The 19,085-nt window shown below is 72.0% G+C and carries 17 protein-coding genes; 4 read left to right on the top strand and 13 right to left on the bottom strand.

What is annotated here, in order from left to right; translation table 11 throughout:
- Nucleotides 1-110 precede the first annotated feature (110 nt).
- Nucleotides 111-1,973 (top strand): acyl-CoA dehydrogenase, encoded by a 1,863-nt coding sequence (locus tag ABD241_RS18080; RefSeq protein ID WP_344065996.1) that lies wholly within the window; start codon nt 111-113, stop codon nt 1,971-1,973.
- A gap of 102 nt (nt 1,974-2,075) precedes the next feature.
- On the opposite strand, the gene ABD241_RS18075 is transcribed toward ABD241_RS18080, so the two are convergent.
- Genes ABD241_RS18075 through ABD241_RS18060 form a run of 4 tightly spaced genes read right to left on the bottom strand, consistent with a single transcriptional unit; the run spans nt 2,076 to nt 5,650 of the window.
- On the bottom strand, nt 2,076-3,176 hold the full coding sequence (locus ABD241_RS18075; protein ID WP_344065993.1) for an ABC transporter permease: 1,101 nt from the start codon (nt 3,174-3,176) through the stop codon (nt 2,076-2,078).
- Entirely contained in the window at nt 3,169-3,798 is a 630-nt protein-coding gene (locus ABD241_RS18070; RefSeq protein ID WP_344065990.1) for an ATP-binding cassette domain-containing protein, read from the bottom strand. The genes ABD241_RS18075 and ABD241_RS18070 overlap by 8 nt, the downstream gene beginning before the upstream one ends.
- Complete coding sequence (locus ABD241_RS18065) at nt 3,798-5,114, bottom strand: hypothetical protein (RefSeq protein WP_344065987.1); 1,317 nt, start codon at nt 5,112-5,114, stop codon at nt 3,798-3,800. Before ABD241_RS18065 ends, ABD241_RS18070 begins: the two co-directional genes overlap by 1 nt.
- 38 nt (nt 5,115-5,152) lie before the next feature.
- Nucleotides 5,153-5,650 carry a hypothetical protein gene (locus ABD241_RS18060; RefSeq protein ID WP_344065984.1) on the bottom strand — a complete coding sequence of 166 codons (498 nt, stop codon included), beginning with the start codon at nt 5,648-5,650 and terminating at the stop codon, nt 5,153-5,155.
- A 582-nt stretch (nt 5,651-6,232) separates the two neighbouring features.
- Between ABD241_RS18060 and ABD241_RS18055 the strand changes: the two genes are divergently transcribed.
- Complete coding sequence (locus ABD241_RS18055; protein ID WP_344065981.1) at nt 6,233-7,216, top strand: helix-turn-helix transcriptional regulator; 984 nt, start codon at nt 6,233-6,235, stop codon at nt 7,214-7,216.
- Nucleotides 7,217-7,258: 42 nt separating this feature from the next.
- On the opposite strand, the gene ABD241_RS18050 is transcribed toward ABD241_RS18055, so the two are convergent.
- The 8 genes from ABD241_RS18050 to ABD241_RS18015 form a co-directional block, all read right to left on the bottom strand.
- Entirely contained in the window at nt 7,259-8,263 is a 1,005-nt protein-coding gene (locus ABD241_RS18050) for a GNAT family N-acetyltransferase (protein ID WP_344065978.1), read from the bottom strand.
- 182 nt (nt 8,264-8,445) lie between these two features.
- Nucleotides 8,446-9,840, bottom strand: a complete 1,395-nt coding sequence (locus tag ABD241_RS18045) for an acyltransferase family protein (protein WP_344065976.1) — start codon at nt 9,838-9,840, stop codon at nt 8,446-8,448.
- A gap of 108 nt (nt 9,841-9,948) precedes the next feature.
- On the bottom strand, nt 9,949-10,227 hold the full coding sequence (locus ABD241_RS18040; RefSeq protein WP_142181959.1) for a DUF6458 family protein: 279 nt from the start codon (nt 10,225-10,227) through the stop codon (nt 9,949-9,951).
- A gap of 86 nt (nt 10,228-10,313) precedes the next feature.
- On the bottom strand, nt 10,314-11,183 hold the full coding sequence (locus ABD241_RS18035) for a hypothetical protein (protein WP_344065972.1): 870 nt from the start codon (nt 11,181-11,183) through the stop codon (nt 10,314-10,316).
- Between the two features lie 43 nt (nt 11,184-11,226).
- Nucleotides 11,227-13,098 carry an NHL domain-containing thioredoxin family protein gene (locus ABD241_RS18030; RefSeq protein WP_344065969.1) on the bottom strand — a complete coding sequence of 624 codons (1,872 nt, stop codon included), beginning with the start codon at nt 13,096-13,098 and terminating at the stop codon, nt 11,227-11,229.
- Nucleotides 13,095-13,901, bottom strand: coding sequence for a carbon-nitrogen family hydrolase (locus ABD241_RS18025; protein ID WP_344065967.1), 807 nt, complete (start codon nt 13,899-13,901; stop codon nt 13,095-13,097). Before ABD241_RS18025 ends, ABD241_RS18030 begins: the two co-directional genes overlap by 4 nt.
- Nucleotides 13,902-13,951: 50 nt before the next feature.
- Nucleotides 13,952-14,134, bottom strand: coding sequence for a DUF6767 domain-containing protein (locus ABD241_RS18020; RefSeq protein ID WP_344065964.1), 183 nt, complete (start codon nt 14,132-14,134; stop codon nt 13,952-13,954).
- A 114-nt stretch (nt 14,135-14,248) separates the two neighbouring features.
- Nucleotides 14,249-16,405: a bifunctional copper resistance protein CopD/cytochrome c oxidase assembly protein gene (locus ABD241_RS18015; protein WP_344065961.1), complete on the bottom strand. Its 2,157-nt coding sequence runs from the start codon at nt 16,403-16,405 to the stop codon at nt 14,249-14,251.
- 26 nt (nt 16,406-16,431) lie between these two features.
- Here ABD241_RS18015 and ABD241_RS18010 point away from each other — a divergent pair, with 26 nt between their 5' ends.
- Complete coding sequence (locus tag ABD241_RS18010) at nt 16,432-17,295, top strand: maleylpyruvate isomerase family mycothiol-dependent enzyme (protein ID WP_344065958.1); 864 nt, start codon at nt 16,432-16,434, stop codon at nt 17,293-17,295.
- A gap of 157 nt (nt 17,296-17,452) precedes the next feature.
- The gene (locus ABD241_RS18005) at nt 17,453-18,241 is read left to right on the top strand and encodes a sigma-70 family RNA polymerase sigma factor (RefSeq protein ID WP_344065955.1); all 789 of its coding nucleotides are present in this window, start codon (nt 17,453-17,455) and stop codon (nt 18,239-18,241) included.
- A gap of 37 nt (nt 18,242-18,278) precedes the next feature.
- Here ABD241_RS18005 and ABD241_RS18000 read toward each other — a convergent pair whose 3' ends face one another.
- Nucleotides 18,279-19,049 carry an ANTAR domain-containing protein gene (locus ABD241_RS18000; protein WP_344065952.1) on the bottom strand — a complete coding sequence of 257 codons (771 nt, stop codon included), beginning with the start codon at nt 19,047-19,049 and terminating at the stop codon, nt 18,279-18,281.
- Nucleotides 19,050-19,085 lie beyond the last annotated feature (36 nt).

Raw genomic sequence — 19,085 nt, 5'->3', positions numbered from 1 at the left:
CGTTCGTTACTGGTGGGTAGCATCATGAAGGTAACCGGCCAGTAACTTCGCGCGCCCGCCGGCGACGGCGCGGACGCACGACGAGCGACAGAACGCGGAGGGTCCCCCGAATGGGCCACTACAAGAGCAACGTGCGCGACCTCGAGTTCAACCTCTTCGAGGTCTTCGACCGCCAGGAGGTCCTGGGGCAGGGCATCTACGCCGACGTCGACGTCGACGCCGCGAAGGACATCCTGCACGAGGTCTCGCGCCTCGCCGAGAACGAGCTGGCCGACAGCCTCCTCGACAGCGACCGCCACCCACCCGTCTACGACGCGGCCACCCAGACCGTGACGATGCCCGAGTCGTTCAAGCGCTCGTTCAAGGCCTACGTCGACGGCGACTGGGGCAACCTCGACGTGCCCGCCGAGCTCGGGGGCATGGTCGTCCCCGCGTCGCTGCGCTGGTCCGTCGCCGAGATGGTCTGCGGCGCCAACCCGGCCGTCCACATGTTCACGGCGAGTTACTCCTTCGCCAACCTGCTCTGGCACCTCGGCAACGACGACCAGAAGAAGCTGGCCAAGCACATCGTCGACAAGGCCTGGCACACGACGATGGTCCTCACCGAGCCCGACGCGGGCTCCGACGTCGGCGCCGGCCGCACCAAGGCCGTCCAGCAGCCCGACGGCACGTGGCACATCACCGGAGTCAAGCGCTTCATCACCTCCGCCGAGAGCGACCTGGTCGACAACGTCGTGCACTTCGTGCTCGCGCGACCTGAGGGCGCCGGCCCCGGCACGAAGGGCCTGTCCCTCTTCATCGTCCCGAAGTACCACGTCGACCTCGAGACCGGTGAGCTGGGCGCGCGCAACGGCGCCCACGTCACCAACGTGGAGCACAAGATGGGCCTCAAGGTCTCCACGACCTGCGAGGTCACCTTCGGGGAGCACGAGCCCGCGGTCGGCACCCTCCTGGGCGACGTCCACGACGGCATCGCGCAGATGTTCAAGGTCATCGAGAACGCGCGGATGTTCGTGGGCACCAAGGCGATTGCCACGCTGTCGACCGGCTACCTCAACGCCCTCGAGTACGCCAAGGAGCGTGTCCAGGGCGCCGACCTGACCCAGATGACCGACAAGTCGGCACCCCGCGTGACCATCACGCACCACCCCGACGTGCGCCGCTCGCTCATGCTGCAGAAGGCGTACGCCGAGGGACTGCGCGCGCTCGTCATCTACGCCGCCAGCCAGCAGGACGCCGTCAACCAGGCGCAGGCGGGCAACCCCGCGGCGCCGCTCGAGAAGGGCTCACCCGCAGAGCTGGCCAACCGGGTCAGCGACCTGCTGCTCCCCCTCGTCAAGGGCCTGGGCTCCGAGCGCGCCTGGGTGCTGCTCGGCACCGAGTCCCTCCAGACCTACGGCGGGTCGGGGTTCCTGCAGGACTACCCCGTCGAGCAGTACGTCCGCGACGCCAAGATCGACACCCTCTACGAGGGCACGACCGCGATCCAGGGCCTGGACTTCTTCTTCCGCAAGATCGTCCGCGACAAGGGCCAGGCGCTGCAGCTCGTCGCCGCCCAGATGCAGGAGTTCGCCAAGGACCTCGGCGGCTCGCTCGACCGGGAGCGAGAGCTTCTGGGCAAGGCGCTCGAGGACGTCCAGGGCATCGTCGGCCACATGATCGGCGACCTCATGAAGAGCGACCCGCGCGCGGGCGGCGACCCGGCCAACCTCTACAAGGTCGGCCAGAACACGACGCGCCTGCTCCTCGCGGCCGGTGACCTCGTCGTCGGCTGGCTGCTGCTGCGCCAGGCCGAGGTCGCCCAGAAGGCCCTCGACGCCGGCGCCGCCGGCAAGGACGCCGACTTCTACCGCGGCAAGGTCGCGGCGGCGTCGTTCTACGCCAAGAACGTCCTGCCGCGGCTGGCCGCCGAGCGCGCGATCGCCGAGGCCACCGACAACGACCTCATGGACGTGCCCGAGTCCGCCTTCTGACGCCACCTTCCGACACTGCGTCGAGCAGCGGGCTCCTGACGGATGCAACCGTCCGGGGCCCGCTGCCGTTCGACGCGTCGGTGGTCCTCGGTGGTGTCTGCGTCACTCGCCGCGACGTCGCAGCAGGGCGGCGACGTCCGGGTTGAGGACCCGGACGACCGGCAGGGCGGTCAGCACGACGAGGGCCAGGAGGAAACCGCCGCAGGCGATGGCCACGGTCCAGGCCGACGGAGCCGCCAGCGCGATGCCGGCCGCGGGGTCGACGAGGCTCGACGGTCCCCCCGCACGCACCAGCAGCCAGGCGAGCACCGTGCCGAGCCCCACCCCGATCGGCGCCGCGATGACGGCCAGGATCGACTGCTCGATGCCGACCATGGCGACCACGGTGCGCCGCGAGCGGCCCCACACCCGCAGGGTCACGAACTCGCCCAGTCGCGAGCGGACGCTCCAGCGGGCGACGGACGCGACGACGAAGAGCGCCACCACCGCGATCAGCAGCGCGATGAGTCCCAGGATGCCGGTGCTCTGCGAGGCCTCCATGGCCTGGGCGGCCGCCGAGGAGAGCGACTGCGCGACATAGGTCTCCGGCAGCTGTCCCGACCGCGTCGTGACCACGAGCTGGCTGGCCGCGTCCTGGTGCGGTAGCCCGCAGGTGGTCAGCATCGTCGCGCCGTTCACCAGTGGGTAGCTGCGGTCGATCACCCCGACCACGACTGGTTCCAGCGAGGCGGCCACGGCTTGGCCGCCCCCTTCCAGGCCGACCTTCACGGGAGCGTTGAGGCGAGCGCCGACCACGTCCCGGGTGACCACCGCTTCACAGGCGCCCGACCGGGGCTCGCGGCCTTCGACGATCGGAACGTCGAGCGCCGGCACGTAGGTGCGCAGCTGCACGACGTCCTCGCCGGCCGGCCCCTCCACCGTCTCAACCGGCGTCACGGACGTGACGCCGGGCACCTTTGCCAGCGCAGCGATCTCGGTGGGACCCATCGGCTCGGACGCCCCGGCCACGCCCTCGACGAGGAAGGTCGACCGCCAGGTCGGGTCGTCGTACTGGGCACGCAGGTTGCCCCGTACGTCGTGCAGGGGGATGAGGAGCGCGACCAGCGCCGCCATGAGGCTGGAGACGATGACGACGGTCGTCAGCGACGCCACGCGCCGTCCGACGACGTTCGCCCACGCGTTGCCCACGGTCTGCTCAGGCATCGGGGCCTCCGAGCCGGACGTGCTGGGTGGCCCAGCCGGCCCAGGCCGAGTCGTGACTCGAGACGACCACGGCGGCGCCTGCACGCGACGCCTCGAGAAAGGCCGCGATCACGGAGTCGCGCGCTGACTCGTCGAGACTCGACGTCGGCTCGTCGGCGACGATGACAGCGGCCCCCTTCGCCAGGGCGCCGGCCGTGACGACGCGCTGCCGCTCACCCCCCGACAGCGAACGAGGCTGCCGGCCCTCGACGTCGACGCCCCAGGAGCTCAGGCGCTCGGCGGCGGCCGGGTATCGGTCCTCCCCGGCCATCGTCGCCAGGTTGCGGCGGACCGACCAGTGCTCGACGAGCTGGGCGTCCTGCAGGACGAACCCCACGTGGTGTCGGCGGACCACGTCGGCGTCGCGCGCGCTCCCGACGGTCGAGCCGCCGATCGTCACCGTGCCACGGACCGCACGGGTCAGGGCGCCGATGACGTAGAGCAGCGAGGTCTTGCCCACGCCGGACGGACCACTGATCCAGACACGAGCCCCGGGATCCACGTCCAGGTCGATGGGTCGCCCCTGGGTGGCACCGTGCGCGGCGCTGACGCCGCGCAGGGAGACGGCAGCTGTTGCAGTCATCACGTTCCTTGTCTGGTGGTGAACTCGCGGTACAGGTCGAGGAGCAGGGACGTGCGGATGTCACACGTGCCTCGCGTTGATACCAGCCACCCTGCGCCTCCACAACCGGAGGGCATGTCCGGCGGCGTGCCGGGCGCACCGCCCGCGGCGAGCGCGGTGGCGGCCAGCAGGCGCACCGGGGAGTCGTCCGGGGCCCCCTTCCCCAACGCGGTGATCCGGTCGGTGTCGGCGGCGGTGAGCGCGACCGGCCGGCCGGTGACGATGCGTTGGGTGATCGCCCAGGACGCGAGCGTGGTCGGCGTGCGCCGGGCGCTGCTCTCGCTGAACGCGATTGCCACGAGTGGGAGGTCGCCGGCGTCCCGCGCAGCCAGCGCGATGAAGGGGTTGTAGGGACCTTCCGGGTCCTCCAGCCGGAGACGGCCGGCGCGGGCCGGTGTGTGGTCGGCCTGGAGCAACGCCAGCCCGGCACGCGCGAGCATCACCCGGTCCGGCGCGCCGCCCGTGTCCTCCCGCCGGATGGCCGTCGTCACCCGGCCGATGTCGAGGCCCGCCCGGTCCGCGCGAGCCAGGTGGAGCAGGGCCCAGGTCGTCAGGAGGGTGCCCTGCGCAGGCACCTCGTCGAAGTACACGCCCTGCACCTGACTCCTGCCGAGGGCGTCCTCGGCCTCTTTCCGAAGCCTCTCCACCGGTGCGCCCGAAGCGCTGGCCACCGCGGCAGACGCCCACAGCTCCCCGCTGTCGAGCGGGTCGTCGCCGCGCCCCGCGAGAACGGCCTCGAGCTGCTCGCCCTGGACCGCCTTCCCGCACACGACGGTCTCGAACAGGTCGACGACCGTCGAACGACCCGGCGGACAGGCCGGTGACCTGACGGCGGGAAAGGCCTGCTGGAAGGACCGCAGCTCCGGTGACCGGGTCACCCGGAGGAACGCCCCGACCGAGGCGATGGTCGAGGGGCAGGTCTGTGACGACGTCGCGGTCGCGCAGGACCTGCTGAGCTCCTCCACCGCCTGCCGGGCACCGCTGCCGTTGCGGCGGTACTCCGACCAGCGCACCTGCAGGCTCGAGCGCTCCACCGGGTCCGCCTCGTCGAGAAGCCCCTGCACCATCGACGTCGACGGCAGGTGCGTCGTCGGCACCCCCACGAGCTTGGCCGCCCAGAGCCGGTCGAGGGTCACCCCCAGCGACGGGCGGTGCTCGGTAGCGGCGGGGTCGGCGAGCAGGCCGTTCACCCCGACGTACTGCACCAGGGCGGAGGGCTTGCCGCCCCCGACGACCTGCAGTGTGCAGGCGGCGGAGGCGGCAAGCACCACAGGCACCAGCGATGCCCGGAAGGCTGCTCGCGAGAAGCCTCGGATCACCAAAGCCCGATCTTGGCGCACTTGGCGCTGACCGAGCCGTAGCCAGCGGGGCCGTCGCCGGTGAGACAGGCCTCCGTCGTGATGCCGACGGCCGTCCACGACGGGCGGGCCTCACCACTGAGCTCCACGAGGTTCGAGACGTACTTCGTCCAGCGGACCTGGCCGATGCTCGTCTGGTTCCCGGAGATGGTGGCGCTGGCCTGGTCCTTGGAGATCGTCACCGTCGCCGAGAGGCCGTTGGCGTAGATCTTCGTGGTGTTCGTGATCCTGTCCATGATGCGTCCCCCGTTGTTGCGCAGCTGCACCTTCGTGTACCAGCTGCACGACGTGAGGTAGGTGTTGCACTCGTAGGCCGACACGTACAGCTGGCCGTAGGGCACGTTCCAGTAGTTGTCGGCCGACGCAGCCTGCGCCGACCCGCCGGTGCCGACGAGCATCGCGGCGGCCGCAGCAGCCCCGCCCACGACCATTCCGAGCCGCTTGACTCTCACCATGTGAATCCCCTTGTCATTGGCGCCAATTCCCTGTTCGCGGGCGAGCAATCGCGATGACGTCAGCCGGCTGGCGACGCACGGCGAACGTATGAGGGACGGTTCGGCGGCATCAAGACATGCGCCTGACCGCCTCTGGTCATGTCCTCTTCCGGCCTCGGGCCGCCCGAGGCCCACCAGAGCTCGCTGCCCGTCCGTCAGAGGGACGCCACGGCTCGGGGCTGCAACCGCGCAAAGGGCCACCACAGGACCAGGTCGGGCCATGCCCACTGCAGGGTGGTCGAGGCCCGCTCGGCCGGTCGAGTGGCAGGCGAACGACGTGGCGTCATGGTCGGCGCGACGACGGGGGTGGAACGACGTGAAGAGGTCATCCTTGCTCCTGGTGAGGGGTTCGTGGACGGGTGGGCCCCCCGCCGGGTCGAGCGTGGTGCGTGTCCGGAGGCACCGCACGGACCGACTCGGGCACGAAGCGGACGTGGCCGCTTTCGGTCAGGTCCGCTGGACGTGATGGCCGGAATGTCTGACATGTCCGAGAACTGTCGCTAGCCTCTGCGGCATACGGACTCGTTCAGGGGAGGGATCCGGATGCTCGAGGTGTTTGGTGTCGCAGCGTCGACGGAACAGGTCTACCGGGCGATGCTCGACAGCCCCGATGCGGATGCGGAGCAGCTCGCTGGCCTGGTGGGCCTCGAGCCGGAGCATGTCGGCCGGGAGCTGGACCTGCTGGCCGGCCTCATGCTGGTCGAGATGCGGTCCGAGGGCCGGAAGCTCCTCGCCATCCCTCCGGAGCAGGCCCTCGAGGCCCTGCTTACGGCGGAGGAGGCGAGGCTGTCCGAACGTCGACGCAGCGTGCTGCAGGCTCGGGCGGACCTCGCGGAGCTGGTCGACGCGTTCGTCGCCAGTCGGACCCGGTGCGACTCCGGTGGTCTCGTCGAGGAGATCGACGACCCGGGCGTCGTCACGTCGAGGCTCTTCCAGCTCGCTCGGTCGGGGTCGCGCAGGGTCTCCTTCATGCTCCCCGGGGAGGCTGTCCCCTCCGCGGCGATCGGACCTTCCGCCAGGCTCGACGAGGAGCTGTTGAGCCGTGGCGTGACGCTGCGCGCCATCGTGTCGGAGACGTCCCTCGAGTCCCGGCACTGGTTCGAGCACCTCACGGAGCAGGCTGCTCGGGGAGTGCAGGTCCGATCCCACGTGGCGCCTCCCCAGCGTCTCGTCCTCGTGGAGGACACCCTGGCCATCGTGCCTCGGGCCGGGTCCTGTGGAGCACTGGTGTTGAAGGGCCCCGACCTCGTCGCTCCCGTCGCCGCGTTGTTCGACGCCGTGTGGCGCACGTCAGTACCCCTGCTCGCCCAGGAGGCCGGGGGCACGTCGGACGACATCACCGGCGCCCGCGTCAGGCAGGTGGTTGCGCTGCTGGCCCAGGGCCAGAAGGACGAGGCGATCGCACGCCGCCTGCAGGTCTCGGTGAGGACCGTCCGACGTCTCGTGTCAGCGTCGTTGGTGGCGCTCCACGCGGAGAGCCGCTTCGAGGCCGGCGTGACGGCCGTGCGCCGCGGCTGGGTCGACTGAGGTCGGACGCTGCTGACGGCCGAGCGTCGTCGCAGTGGGCCTTCACAGGCGCCGCTGGTAGGCGGCGCAGAGCTCGACCACGTGGAAGCCCAGCTCCTCGTTGATCGACACCATCCACGAGTTGGTGTCGGAGTTGCCCGTCACGACGCGGCGGCGCTCCGGATGGTCGCGCTGGAGTCGCCGCAGGTTCTCGACCTTGAGCGCCATCCCGAGCCGGTGTCCGCGGTGCTCCCGCTGAACGAGCGTCCCCCACTGCCAGGCGATTCCGGGCGCGCCCGACGGCAGCACGAGGTCGGTGTAGGCGGCCACGCGTCCACTGTCCTGCTGGACGGCGACGGTGGTCAGGCGTACGCGTGCCTGCGCCTTCGCGACGTCGAGGTGCTCGTGGTAGCGGGCGGGCGTCAGCGACTCCTCCTCGAACTCGATCTCGCCCGTCGGCGCGTCGACAGCCAGCTGGTTCATCACCTGGCACAGCGACTCGACCAGGTGGTCGGGCACACCGTCGACGTGGGTCTCGAGGCGGTAGGCATCCTCCCAGCGTGGACGGGCCTGCTCGGCGAGACGGGCGAGCAGGGACTCGTCCACGGGCAGCTCCAGGTGGCGCACGATCTCGGTGCTGCCCAGCGTGAAGCCGTGCCGTTCGGCGAAGCGCCGGTAGCCATGGCTCTCCGAGTCCGGCGGCACGTGGAACTCGACGAGCAGCGTGACGCGTCCCTCCTCGCGCGCTCGCTCGACGAGGCGGTCCACGAGGGCGCCACCCGCGCCACGCCGACGCCGGTCCGGTGCCACCTCGACGTCGGCCCACGTCATGGTGGTGTTGTCGGTCATCGGCAGCCAGAGGGTGGCCACGCCGACCAGGTCCAGCCCGTCGTACGCGCCCCACATCTCCATGGGCTCCGCCTCGTCGACGTGCCGCCACTCGACGAGCGTCTCCGCCAGAGAGGGCGGTTCGACCCACGGGCGCTCGTGCCCCTTGCTGGCGACGATGACGTCGTACGCGCGGGCGCACTCCTCGTCGTCGCGCACGTCGATGCGTCTGACCTCCATGTCTCGACGGTAGGCGCGGTCCCGCCTGCGATGCCATCGAGTTTCAGCCGGGTCCAGGGCCGGGCGGACGCCCCACCGCGCCCTGGTGCAGTTGCTGCCGCGCACGGGACCGGACTGTGCCTGCAACCGCGCCCTGGCGCAGTTCCCGGTGGGACCGCGACCTCACTCGAGTGCGGCGGGACTCAGTCGATGCGCGAGCCGCGGGGGCGCGTGACGCGGAGGAGGAGCAGCCCGGCGGCGAGGACCGCGAAACCGACGATCGGCGTCACCTCGCCGACGAGGAAGAAGACGGGGCGGTTGCCGAGGATGTCGACCCCGACGATCGAGACGATGAGGATGCCGAAGAACAGCACCCCGGCGGAGACCGCTGCCACCGGGTCGACCCACCGGCGGTGCTCGTCGCCCGGCCCGGCTTCCGCACGCGGTGCGCGGTCGAAGCGCACGAAGGCCATGACCAGGACGGCGGTCACGGCGGCCAGGACCGCGAAGAGGACCGGTCGGGTCGCCCACCAGGCCCACGAGGCGATGGCGGGTTGCGTGATCCCCAGACCGCGCACGGCGAGGAGCACCGTCATGAGCGCCGTCAGGTGCCAGAGGAAGGCCGTCATGGCGAACGGTCCGGCGACGACCACCACACGCCACACCCGTGGCCGGGACAGCACCCGCGCCATCACCGGGCGGAGCACCACGGCGAGGCCGCAGATGCCGATGCCCTGGGCGAGCAGTGCGGCGGTCGGCGGAGCCATGTTGGAGACCGCCTCCCCGGGCAGCCCGACCATCGACGTCGGGTAGGGGCCGACGGTGACGGCGAGGACCATGGCACCGAAGCCGGCGACCACCATCACCCAGCCCCTGCGGGTCGTGAGCAACCCGTCGTGCCAGGCGAACCCGAGCTGGTGCAGGGCGAGCCACACGAGGGCGAAGTTGAGGTTGCCGACGAGCTCAGGCCCGCCGCCGAAGCGCACGACGTCGACGGTGACCGCGAACGCCACCAGGACGGCGGCGACGCCGAGTCCCCAGCGCAGGTGCAGTCGGCGCATCAGGGGCGCGAAGGCGCAGGCTCCCAGGTAGATGCCGACGAACCACAGCAGCTGCGGAACCATGACGAGCGCGTCGCGGGCCAGTCGCCCGGCGTCACCCGGGCGAAAGGTGAGTCCGGAGAGGTCGGCGACCACGCCGAGGACGACCCAGACGGCCAGGAAGGCGAGCGTCGGGCGCAGGAGGCGGGCGGCGCGCCTGCGGAAGAACGCGGCATACCGCCCTCGCGCGGCCGGCGGGCGCCGCTCGAGCGACTCCAGCCTGTGCGCGTGCGCGACGCCGCCCACGAGGAAGAAGAGCGGCATGACCTGCAGGAACCAGGTCAGCGGTTGGAGGGCGGGGACCACGGCCAGTGCGTTGGTGATGCGACCGTCAGCAGTGATGGCCACCATGAGCCAGTGCCCGAGGATGACGACGAGGAGCGAGCCGACGCGGAGCGTGTCGACCCAGCGGTCCCGGTCGGCCGGGGTCGCGGCCTCGATCGCGGACGCCGTGCGGGGTGCCGCCGGCGGCACCGAGGCCGGTCGGGTCTGGCTCACACCTCGATGGAAGCACGAACGGCGACCGGAGCAGATGAGTTCTCCTGCTCAGGCCGCCGTCCGTGGGCCTGCCGCTCGCGCCGGGACGGGGCGGCGGCGACCCCTGCGTCAGACGATGTCGTCGCGGCGGTTGACGCGGCGCTCCACCACGTCCTCCTCGACGACGTCCGGTGCCCCACGGCGCTCGACGACGTGCGTGTGCTGAGTGCGGGTGCGCTGGGCGTTCATGACGAGCGCCAGGATGATCGCCAGGGCGCCCGCGATCATGAGGATGACGCCGATCGTGTTGCCGGTGCTGCTGCTCATGTTGAGCACGCTGGAGTCGATGTTGGTGAAGAAGAAGATGGCACCGACGACGAGCAGAAAGATCCCGAGTCCGATACCCATGAGGCCTCCTTGGTGAGGGCATGCACCGTCGCATGCCTGCGGAGCACATACCCGCAGTGCGCTCCGCTGCGACTCCGGCTGCCTGCTCAGCGGCGGCGGCGACCGAAGGCGAGGCTGAGCGCCGACACGAGGAGCATGACGACAGCCACCCCGAGGGCGATCGCGATCTCGTAGTAGAGGTTGCGCGCCGCCAGCCCGTAGGCAGCGTCGGCGACCGTGCGGGCCACCTCGGCACCGGCACGGCGCACGAGCGGCTCCCGCGCGACCATGATGACGAGGGCGAGCAGCAGCGACGTGGCGACCCAGCCGAGCGCCACCAGCGTCGTGGCCATCCGCCAGCGGCGCGCCAGGGCGATCGAGAGCAGCGCGAGCACGGCGACCACGAGCGGCGCCCACGGCCCCCACGCGCCGGCGATCCGGTATGCCTGTTGCGCGGTCTGCAGGTCGCTGGCCTTGACGAGGGGGATCGTCACCACGGGCGCGATCGCCGCGGCGTTGGGCACCCCTGCCTGCTCCAGGATGGACGTGAGCGCCGGGACGGGGATGGCGACGCGCATGGCCACCCGGCCCTGGTCGTCGAGCTCGGTGCTGCCGCGGCCCTGCATGACGGCGATGAACTGGGTGTGCACGGCCCGCACGGCCGAGGTCCAGGCGGTGGCCACGGCGGGGCTGGCGACGAGCTTCGCGGCCTCGGCGCGGATCGGCACCTCGAGGGCCTTCTCGATGGCGGGCTGCAGCTGCACCGCCGAGAGGACCCCGCCCACGATGCCGTCGGCGAGCGCCTGCTGCACCTGTGGCTTGGAGACCACCGGCTTCAGCTCGTCGACGAAGACGTCGGTGCGGGTGAGCATCACCGAGGCCCAGAAGCCCACGAGCGCGACCGGGAGCAAGAGCACGGCGAGCAGCCCGCAGAGCGCTGAGAGGAGGGATCGTCCGCCGGATGCCTGTCGCGCCACGTCTGTCACCTTGTCCGCTCGAGATCGACGGGATCGGCTCGGATCAGTCCCCGGCGTGGACCCCGCGCAGGTCAAGGGTCAGTGTGGCATCGGCGGCTGGGTCGAGGACGACCGGGATGCCCCAGTCCTGCTGGAAGAGGTGGCACGCCGCGTGCTCCGGCACCTCCCCCGTGACCGGGTCGCCGTCGCAGGCGGCGGCCTGCACCGAGATGTGCAGGGTGCCGGAGCCGATGTCGTCGCGCAGCACGAGCGTCCGGGTCAGCCCCTCGGCGCGGCCGGCACCCGACACGAGCAGCGCGTCCGGGGTTGCCGACACGTCGAGCCGCGTCGGGTCGCCCCAACGGTGGTCGAGCTTCTGTCCGGGCGGCGGCACGAAGGTCACCTCGAGCGACACCTCCCCGGCGGGCAACGGCGTGGCCGGGCGCTGGGTGCGGTGGGCAGGCCCGTCGACGCGCTGCGCGTCGCTGGGCAGCGCCACCCGGGTCAGACGGTGGGCCGCGGACTCGACCACGACGAGACGGACCTCACCGGTCTGCACGTCGGTCTCGACGACGGCGTCACTGGGCTCGGCCAGTCCCTGGGCGAGGGTGGAGACCTGGCCCGTGGACGGGTCGAAGCGGCGCAGCGCCCCGTTGTAGGTGTCGCTGACCGCCACCGTGCCGTCGGGCAGCTCGGTCACGCCGAGGGGGTGCTGGAGCAGGGCCTCGGCGGCGTCGCCGTCGCGGTGGCCGAAGTCGAAGAGGCCGGTGCCGACGTGGGTCTCGACGGCCAGCGTGCCCTCGGGGGCAGCCGTCACGGAGCGCAGCGCCGAGGTCTCGGAGTCCGCCACCCAGACGCGGTCGCCGGAGGCCGAGGTGGTCAGGCCCGACGGCTGGGCGAACCACGCCTCGAGCCCTCGTCCGTCGACGAGGCCTTCGTTGGACGTGCCGGCCACGACCTCCACCCGGCCTTCCGCGACGGTGTCGCCGGGGGTCCAGGCCCAGAGCTGGTGGGTGCCTGCCATGGCGACGATGACCCGGTCGCCGAGCCACGCGAGGTCCCACGGCGTCGACAGCGGCTGCTCGAGGGCCGGCCCACCGCCGGTGCGCTCGCGCAGCTGTGCCCCGGTCCCGGCCAGGACGTGGACCGACCCGTCCGAGAAGCGGATTCCCTTGAGCTGGTGGTTGACCGAGTCGGCCACGAGCAGGTCGACACCGAGCCGCTCGGCGAGCTCGGGGCCCACCGGCAGCACCCCCTGCGGCTCGTTGAGGACGTCGGCCCCGCCCCAGCGGGCACGCTCGGTCTCGAGGTCGTCCTCGAGGTGGACGACCTGGTGGTTGGCGGTGTCGCTGACGACGAACGACCCGTCGGGCAGGGCGACGGCCTTGCCCGGGAAGCGCAGTGCCGTGTCGGGCGCTGCGGGCGCGACGTAGGGGTCGTCGCCCGGCTGGAGCGTGCCCTTCGCGCGGTGCTCCTCGATGAGCTCGGCCACGAGGGCGGCCAGACCCGGGCCGTGGCCCTCGCCCGACATCGAGGCGACGACGTAGCCCTCCGGGTCGATGACGACGAGGGTCGGCCAGGCGCGGGCGGCATACGCCTTCCACGTCACGAGCTCCGGGTCGTCGAGCACCGGGTGGTGCACGGCATACCGCTCGACGGCGGCGGCGAGGGCGTCGGCGTCGGCCTCGTGCTCGAACTTCGGCGAGTGCACCCCGATGATCGTGAGCGCGTCGGGGAACTGTGCCTCCACCGGGCGCAGCTCGTCGAGGACGTGGAGGCAGTTGACGCAGCAGAAGGTCCAGAAGTCGAGGACGGTCACGCGGCCGCGGAGCTCGGCGAGCGACAGGGAGCGGCCGCCGGTGTTGAGCCACCCGCGGCCGACGAGCTCGGGAGCCCGGACCCTGACCCGAGAGCGCAGGGACGCGTCGGCGCTCACGACAGCCTCCGGTCGGGCAGCACGGGGAAGGTGCGGCGCCACTGCGGCGTCGCGGCGGTGTCGATGTCGATGCTCAGCACCTCTTCGTCAAGGCCCGCGGCGGCCAGAACCTTCCCGGTGGCGTCGACGACCTGCGAGTGTCCACCCATCTCGTGGCCGGCGTGGGTGCCCGCGGTGTTGCACTGCAGAACGACGCACTGGTCCTCGACCGCGCGGGCCTGCCCGAGCAGCGTCCAGTGGGCGACCCGCTTGCGCGGCCAGGCCGCCGGGATCGCGAAGACCTCGGCGCCGCGATCGAGCAGGCGCCGGTAGAGCTCGGGGAAGCGCAGGTCGTAGCAGGTCGAGAGGCCCACCGGGACGCTCCCGCCGTCGGCGACGGGCACGTCCACGACGACGAGGTGCTCCCCGGCGTCGAGCAGGCTCGGCTCCCCCTCGCCGAAGCCGAAGCGGTGGATCTTGCGGTAGGTCGCGACGAGCTCGCCGTCGGGAGAGAAGACCAGGCTGGTGTTCCACAGCCCGCGGTCCTCAGCGCTGACCGGGTCACCGCGCTCGATGATCGACCCGCCGTGCAGGGTGACCCGGGCGTCCTTCGCGGCCGCGGCCAGCGCCTGCGCCACCGGCCCGTCGACGGGCTCTGCCCGCTCGGCCCAGGCGGTGTAGTCGAACCCGCCGGCGGGCCACAGCTCGGGCAGCACGACGAGGTCGTGGCCGGCCTGCGCGCGCACGAGGTCGGCGACGCGCGCCGTGCGGTCCGCGACGGACTCCCCGTCGCCGTAGGCCAGCTGGATGAGGGCAACCTTCATGGGCCAACTCTCACACGACCTGCGCGGCGGGAGTGAGTCGGCCTCGGGCTTCAGCCGGTGCGGGCGGCGTGCCGCTCACGGCGCCGCTCCGCGAGCTCGTCGCGCAGGTCGGGGTCGCTCCTCACGAGGTAGACGAGGCCGCAGTCGTGGGGGCCCGTCGCCCCCGGCACGCACAGGGTGCACGGCTCGCCCAACCGGATCGGGCACCTGGGGTCGGCTGGTCGCTGCGGCATCTGGCCTCCTCACCACTCATACTACGCGACGTAGTAGAGGGTGCCGGACGGCCCGGGCGCCGTGGCGCGCAGGAGGCGTACGCGTACCGCTACGTCAGTACGCGTACCGCCGCGTCAGCGGGACGGGCCGGCGTCGCGCTTCGCGAGGGCGGCGAGGCGCTCGTTGTAGGCGGTCAGCTCGGCATCGCCGTCCCGGTCGGCCCGGCGGTCCTGGCGCACCGACTCGGCCTGGTCGCGGCTGAACCACTGGATGGCGACCGTCAGCGCGAGGACGAGGCTCGGCAGCTCGCCGATGGCCCACGCGACGCCGCCGCCGTAGCGCTGGTCGGCGAGCAGGTCGGGGACCCACGGGATGGCGACCGCGCGGAAGAAGTCACCGGCCAGGAGCGCCTCGCCGGTCACCATCGCGATGCCGAAGAACGCGTGGAAGGAGATCGTCGCGAAGAGCACGACCAGGCGCAGCGGCGGGCTCCACTTCTTCGGGCCCGGGTCGATGCCGACCAGACTCCACACGAAGAGGTAGCCGGTGAGCACGAAGTGCGCCGTCATGAGCAGGTGGCCCGTGTGCGTCTCGAGCGCCAGTTGGAACAGGCCCGTCCAGTAGAAGGCCACGAGGCTGGTGAAGAAGAGGACGGCTGCGACGACAGGGTTGCCGAGGACCGCGAGGAACTTCGAGTGGACCGCGGTCAGGAGCAGCTCGCGCGGTCCGAGCGTGCCGTCGCGCCGCGGCCGGAGGGCGCGCAGCGCCAGGGTGACCGGTGCGCCCAGGACCAGGAAGATGGGCAGCACCATGGCCTCGAGCATGTGCAGCGTCATGTGCCAGGAGAAGGCGACCCGGCCGTAGATGCCGAGCACGCCGTTGGTGGCGTAGACGAAGAGCAGCCACCCGACGACCCAGCTGAGGGTGCGCAGGACCGGCCACCGGTCGCCGCGGCGGTGCAGCCGCACGACGCCGGCGAGGTAGAGGCCGACGGCGAGCACTCCCGTCGCGAGGAAGAGCCACTCGACCCGCCAGGCCGTGAGCCACGAGAGCGCGGTCGGGGCGGGCGGCACCGGGAAGCCGGTGAGCGACATCGCGGCCGTGGGGTCGGGCTCGGCCTCGGGGACCGGCGGCTGGCTGCGCGCCAGGGCGGTGGCCACGCCGAAGGCGACGCCCATGACCAGGGTCTCGGCGATCGCGAGGCGCACGAAGAGGCGTCCGCGGGTGGACCCGCCGGGGCGCGAGGCGGCGGCTGCGTCCGTGATGCTGCGCTCGCCGGCACGGCTGCCGGGGGCGTCGGCACGGCTCGCTGGGGCGTCACTGGCGCGGTCCAGGTCGTCGATGCGGTCGAGCGTGAACCGGCGGTGCCAGGCACCGGCGACGCCGAGCAGGACCAGGGCCAGCGTCTTGACGAGCACGAGCACGCCGTAGGGAGTCGTGAGGTCCGACCACGAGCCGAGCCGGGTCGAGGCGGTCATGACACCCGAGATGCCCAGTGCGACGAAGCACCACAGCGCGACGCTCGAGAAGCGACGGGCGACGACCCCGAGGGCATCGCCGAGCCGGCGTCGCAGGACGACGAGCGAGAGCAGGCCGCCCACCCAGACGGCCGCGGCCAGCAGGTGCACCGCGAGCGCGTTGACGGCCGTCTCGTGGTCGGCAGACCCACCGGCGTGGCCGGCGAGACCGAGCACGAGGAGGCCGAATGCCGACAGCGCCGTGAGCCAGAAGGCCACCAGCCGTCCGCGGGCGACGGCGGCGACCGAGGCGACGACGAAGGCCACGACCGTGCTGATGAGCCCGATGCGCAGCGGCTCGATGGACCACAGCGACCCGGTCAGCTGGGTGCCGAAGCCGGGGGCGCTCAGCGGCATGCCGGCGGCGTCGGCGAAGGTGAAGACGACCCCCACGGCTCCGGCGACGGCCCACACGAACGCGGCCGCGGTCGCGACCCGCAGGGCGGCGCCGCGGCGCGGCTCGTCGAGGGCGGCGCTCTCGGCGGGGGTGCGGCCGGGCACCATCGTGGCTGCGAGCAGGAGCGAGCCGACGGTCAGCGAGGCTGCCACGTCGTGGACGGCCCGGACGAGCGGCAGCGTCCAGCGCACGACCGGCCCGGCGTCGCTGAACCCGGCCGGGAGCGGGTCCGCGGCTCCGGTGAAGCGCGCGGCGACGACGCTCGCGATCAGGGCCGTGACCACGACCCCGGCCACGGCCAGCACGGCACGCCACGAGCCGACGGCAGGGTCCCCCCCTCGCGGACCGACGAGGTCCTCTCGCTGCAGGGTTGGCATGCCTCAAGGGTAAGTAGTGTGATGACATGCCCATGCACCCGGCCGCCCCAGACGACCGCAACGGACTGATCGACGCGTTCGACGCCACCGTCCGGTCGATCATCGATCTCGGCTACTCCTGCCGGGACGATGACTTCGACGTTGCGACCGAGTGCCCCGGCTGGACGGTCAAGGACCAGATCGCCCACATCGTCGGCGCCGAGAAGTCCTTCTCGGGCCTGCCCCGGCCGCAGCTCACGGTGCCGGACTACCCGCACCTGCGCAACGACTTCGCCCGGTTCGTCGAGGTGGACGTCGAGGCCCGCCGGGGCGTCACCGGCCGTGACGTCGTGGCCGAGCTCGCCGAGTTCCACCCCGGCCGGATGGCCCAGCTGCGGGCCTCCGAGGCAGACGTCGACACGGTCATCGGCGGCTTCTTCGGCCCCGACACGACCTTCGGCGAGCACCTCCACCGCCGGATCGTCGATGCCTGGGTGCACGAGCAGGACATCCGCGCCGCCCTCGACCGTCCCGGCAACCTCGACTCGGCCAGCGCCGCCGTCTTCACCGCCGACATCCTGGCCGCCCTCCCCCGCATCGCCGCCCGCGTCGCCGACATCGGCACCGGGCACGCGGTCGTCCTCGACGTCACAGGGCCCGTCGCGGCTCGCGGTGGCGCGCGCATCTGCATCGGTGAGGACGGCCGGCCGCACGGCGAGGCCCTCTTCAGCGGGCAGGACCGACCGGAGGGCGAGGAGCAGCTCGACGTCACCTCCATCCAGCTCACGACCGACGCCCTGACGCGCCGGGCAGCCGGCCGCCGCCCGACCGACCAGATCCACTACACCGTCACGGGCGACGAGGCGATCGCCCGCAAGCTCCTCGACGCCCTCGTCGTCGTCACGCACTGAGCTCCTCGCGCCGGCGCCCACGCACACGCGTACACCATTCGCCCCGAAATGCTTGATCCACGCGTCCACCTTGTGTATTGGGGGCTGACGGCCTAGCGTCATGAGAAGTCGGTCAAGCCAGTGCCGCTTCGGCAAGATCCGAATCATCGGAGTAGACATGACCGACCCATCCACGGGTCCGCGCAAGGATGCGCGCACCAGAGCGCTCATCGAGCTGGTGCGCACCACGGATTCCAGCTCCGCCCGCGCGACTGCTCTCGAGACCGTGACGCTGTTGCACATGCCCTTGGCCCGTGCCCTGGCCCACCGCTACTCGGGCAAGGGCCTCGACCGTGAGGACCTCGAGCAGGTGGCCTTCCTGGCCCTGCTCAAGGCGATCCAGCGTTTCGACCTCTCCAAGCCGACCGAGTTCGGCGCCTACGCCACCCCCACCATCACCGGTGAGCTGCGCCGCCACTTCCGCGACCACGGCTGGCTCGTGCGGCCTCCACGCGACCTGCAGGAGCGCCGCCAGCTCGTCACCGACACCCGGTCGACCCTCGAGCAGCGGCTGGGGCACGACCCGGACGCCGGCGAGCTCGCCGAGGAGCTCCACCTCAGCCTGGCCTCCGTCAAGGAGGCCCAGGTGGCGGCGAGCAACCTGCGGCCCGCCTCGCTCGACGCCACCACCGCGGACGGCGCGCGGCCCGTGCTCGACCTGCTCGACGCGCGCGGAGAGACGGGGTCAGACCCGGGGCTCGACGACGGCATCGTCGTGCGCACCGCCCTGGACCGGCTCTCACCTCGGGACCGGCGCCTGGTCGAGCTGCGCTTCACCGGCGACCTGACCCAGGCCGAGATCGCCGAGGAGATGGGCCTGAGCGCCATGCAGGTCAGCCGGCTGCTGCGCCGGACGCTCGACGAGCTCCGCGGTCAGCTCTCCACGGACGGGATGGCTCCGAGCTGAGCGGCCGACGGCGGAGCAGCCCGAGCGCCACAGGTACCTAGCCGGCCGAGCCGGCGCCGCCCGCCGAGATGCTCGTCGGCGCGGTGCCCTCGGCATGGCCGAACTGCGACTCCTGCCCCTCGATGATCTGCGAGGCGAGCTTGGCCAGCTTCATGTTGAGCTCCTGGGAGGTGCTCCGCAGCAGCTCGAAGGCCTCCTCGCCGGAGATGTGGTGCGCCGCCATGAGCAGGCCGACCGCCTTGCCGATCTCGCGGTTGCTCTGCAGGCCGTGACGCAGGGTGGCCGCCTCCTCGCGGGCGCGGATCGCCATGAGCGCGACCGACGCGAACGAGGCGATCACCGCACCGGTGTCGGCCGACTTGGACGTCAGCCCGCCAGGGGTGTCGGAGAAGAGGTTGAGGGCGCCGACCTTGTCGCCCTCGAGCAGCAGGCGGTAGCCGATGGCCGACCGGACTGGCGTCTCGGCGAGGATGCGCTGGGTGAAGCGGGGCCAGGGCGTGCTCGCGGTGGTGAGGTCGGCGTCGTGCTGGTAGGCCTCCGACACGATCGCGTCGACACAGGGCCCCTCTCCGACCTCGAGCTCGATCTGGTCGATGCGGCGGGCGATCTCGTCGGTGCTCGCGGCCGTGACGAACCGGTCGCGGGTGCGCAGGAGCAGCGAGGCGCGGTTGCAACCCTCGACCAGGTGCGCAGCACAGTCGACGAGCGACTGGTGGATCGAGCCCGAGTCGGCACCGGCATAGATCAGCGCCGACATCCGTCGGAAGGCGTCGTTGATCGTCGGGTCGACCGGACCGTCGCTCGTCATGGCACTCCTGCAGATCTGGCTCCCTGGCTCCGCGCT

This window comes from Terrabacter lapilli (assembly GCF_039531305.1).
Taxonomy (GTDB): domain Bacteria; phylum Actinomycetota; class Actinomycetes; order Actinomycetales; family Dermatophilaceae; genus Terrabacter; species Terrabacter lapilli.
Note: the sequence above shows the minus strand (reverse complement) of the source record. Positions and strands in the feature narration are given on the sequence as shown.

Excerpts from the sequence above, each read along its gene's own strand:
- ABD241_RS18080 (WP_344065996.1), top strand. The coding sequence starts at position 111 with ATGGGCCACTACAAGAGCAACGTGCGCGACCTCGAGTTCAACCTCTTC.
- ABD241_RS18075 (WP_344065993.1), bottom strand. The coding sequence starts at position 3,176 with ATGCCTGAGCAGACCGTGGGCAACGCGTGGGCGAACGTCGTCGGACGG.
- ABD241_RS18070 (WP_344065990.1), bottom strand. The coding sequence starts at position 3,798 with ATGACTGCAACAGCTGCCGTCTCCCTGCGCGGCGTCAGCGCCGCGCAC.
- ABD241_RS18060 (WP_344065984.1), bottom strand. The coding sequence starts at position 5,650 with ATGGTGAGAGTCAAGCGGCTCGGAATGGTCGTGGGCGGGGCTGCTGCG.
- ABD241_RS18055 (WP_344065981.1), top strand. The coding sequence starts at position 6,233 with ATGCTCGAGGTGTTTGGTGTCGCAGCGTCGACGGAACAGGTCTACCGG.
- ABD241_RS18050 (WP_344065978.1), bottom strand. The coding sequence starts at position 8,263 with ATGGAGGTCAGACGCATCGACGTGCGCGACGACGAGGAGTGCGCCCGC.
- ABD241_RS18040 (WP_142181959.1), bottom strand. The coding sequence starts at position 10,227 with ATGGGTATCGGACTCGGGATCTTTCTGCTCGTCGTCGGTGCCATCTTC.
- ABD241_RS18025 (WP_344065967.1), bottom strand. The coding sequence starts at position 13,901 with ATGAAGGTTGCCCTCATCCAGCTGGCCTACGGCGACGGGGAGTCCGTC.
- ABD241_RS18020 (WP_344065964.1), bottom strand. The coding sequence starts at position 14,134 with ATGCCGCAGCGACCAGCCGACCCCAGGTGCCCGATCCGGTTGGGCGAG.
- ABD241_RS18015 (WP_344065961.1), bottom strand. The coding sequence starts at position 16,405 with ATGCCAACCCTGCAGCGAGAGGACCTCGTCGGTCCGCGAGGGGGGGAC.
- ABD241_RS18010 (WP_344065958.1), top strand. The coding sequence starts at position 16,432 with ATGCCCATGCACCCGGCCGCCCCAGACGACCGCAACGGACTGATCGAC.
- ABD241_RS18005 (WP_344065955.1), top strand. The coding sequence starts at position 17,453 with ATGACCGACCCATCCACGGGTCCGCGCAAGGATGCGCGCACCAGAGCG.
- ABD241_RS18000 (WP_344065952.1), bottom strand. The coding sequence starts at position 19,049 with ATGACGAGCGACGGTCCGGTCGACCCGACGATCAACGACGCCTTCCGA.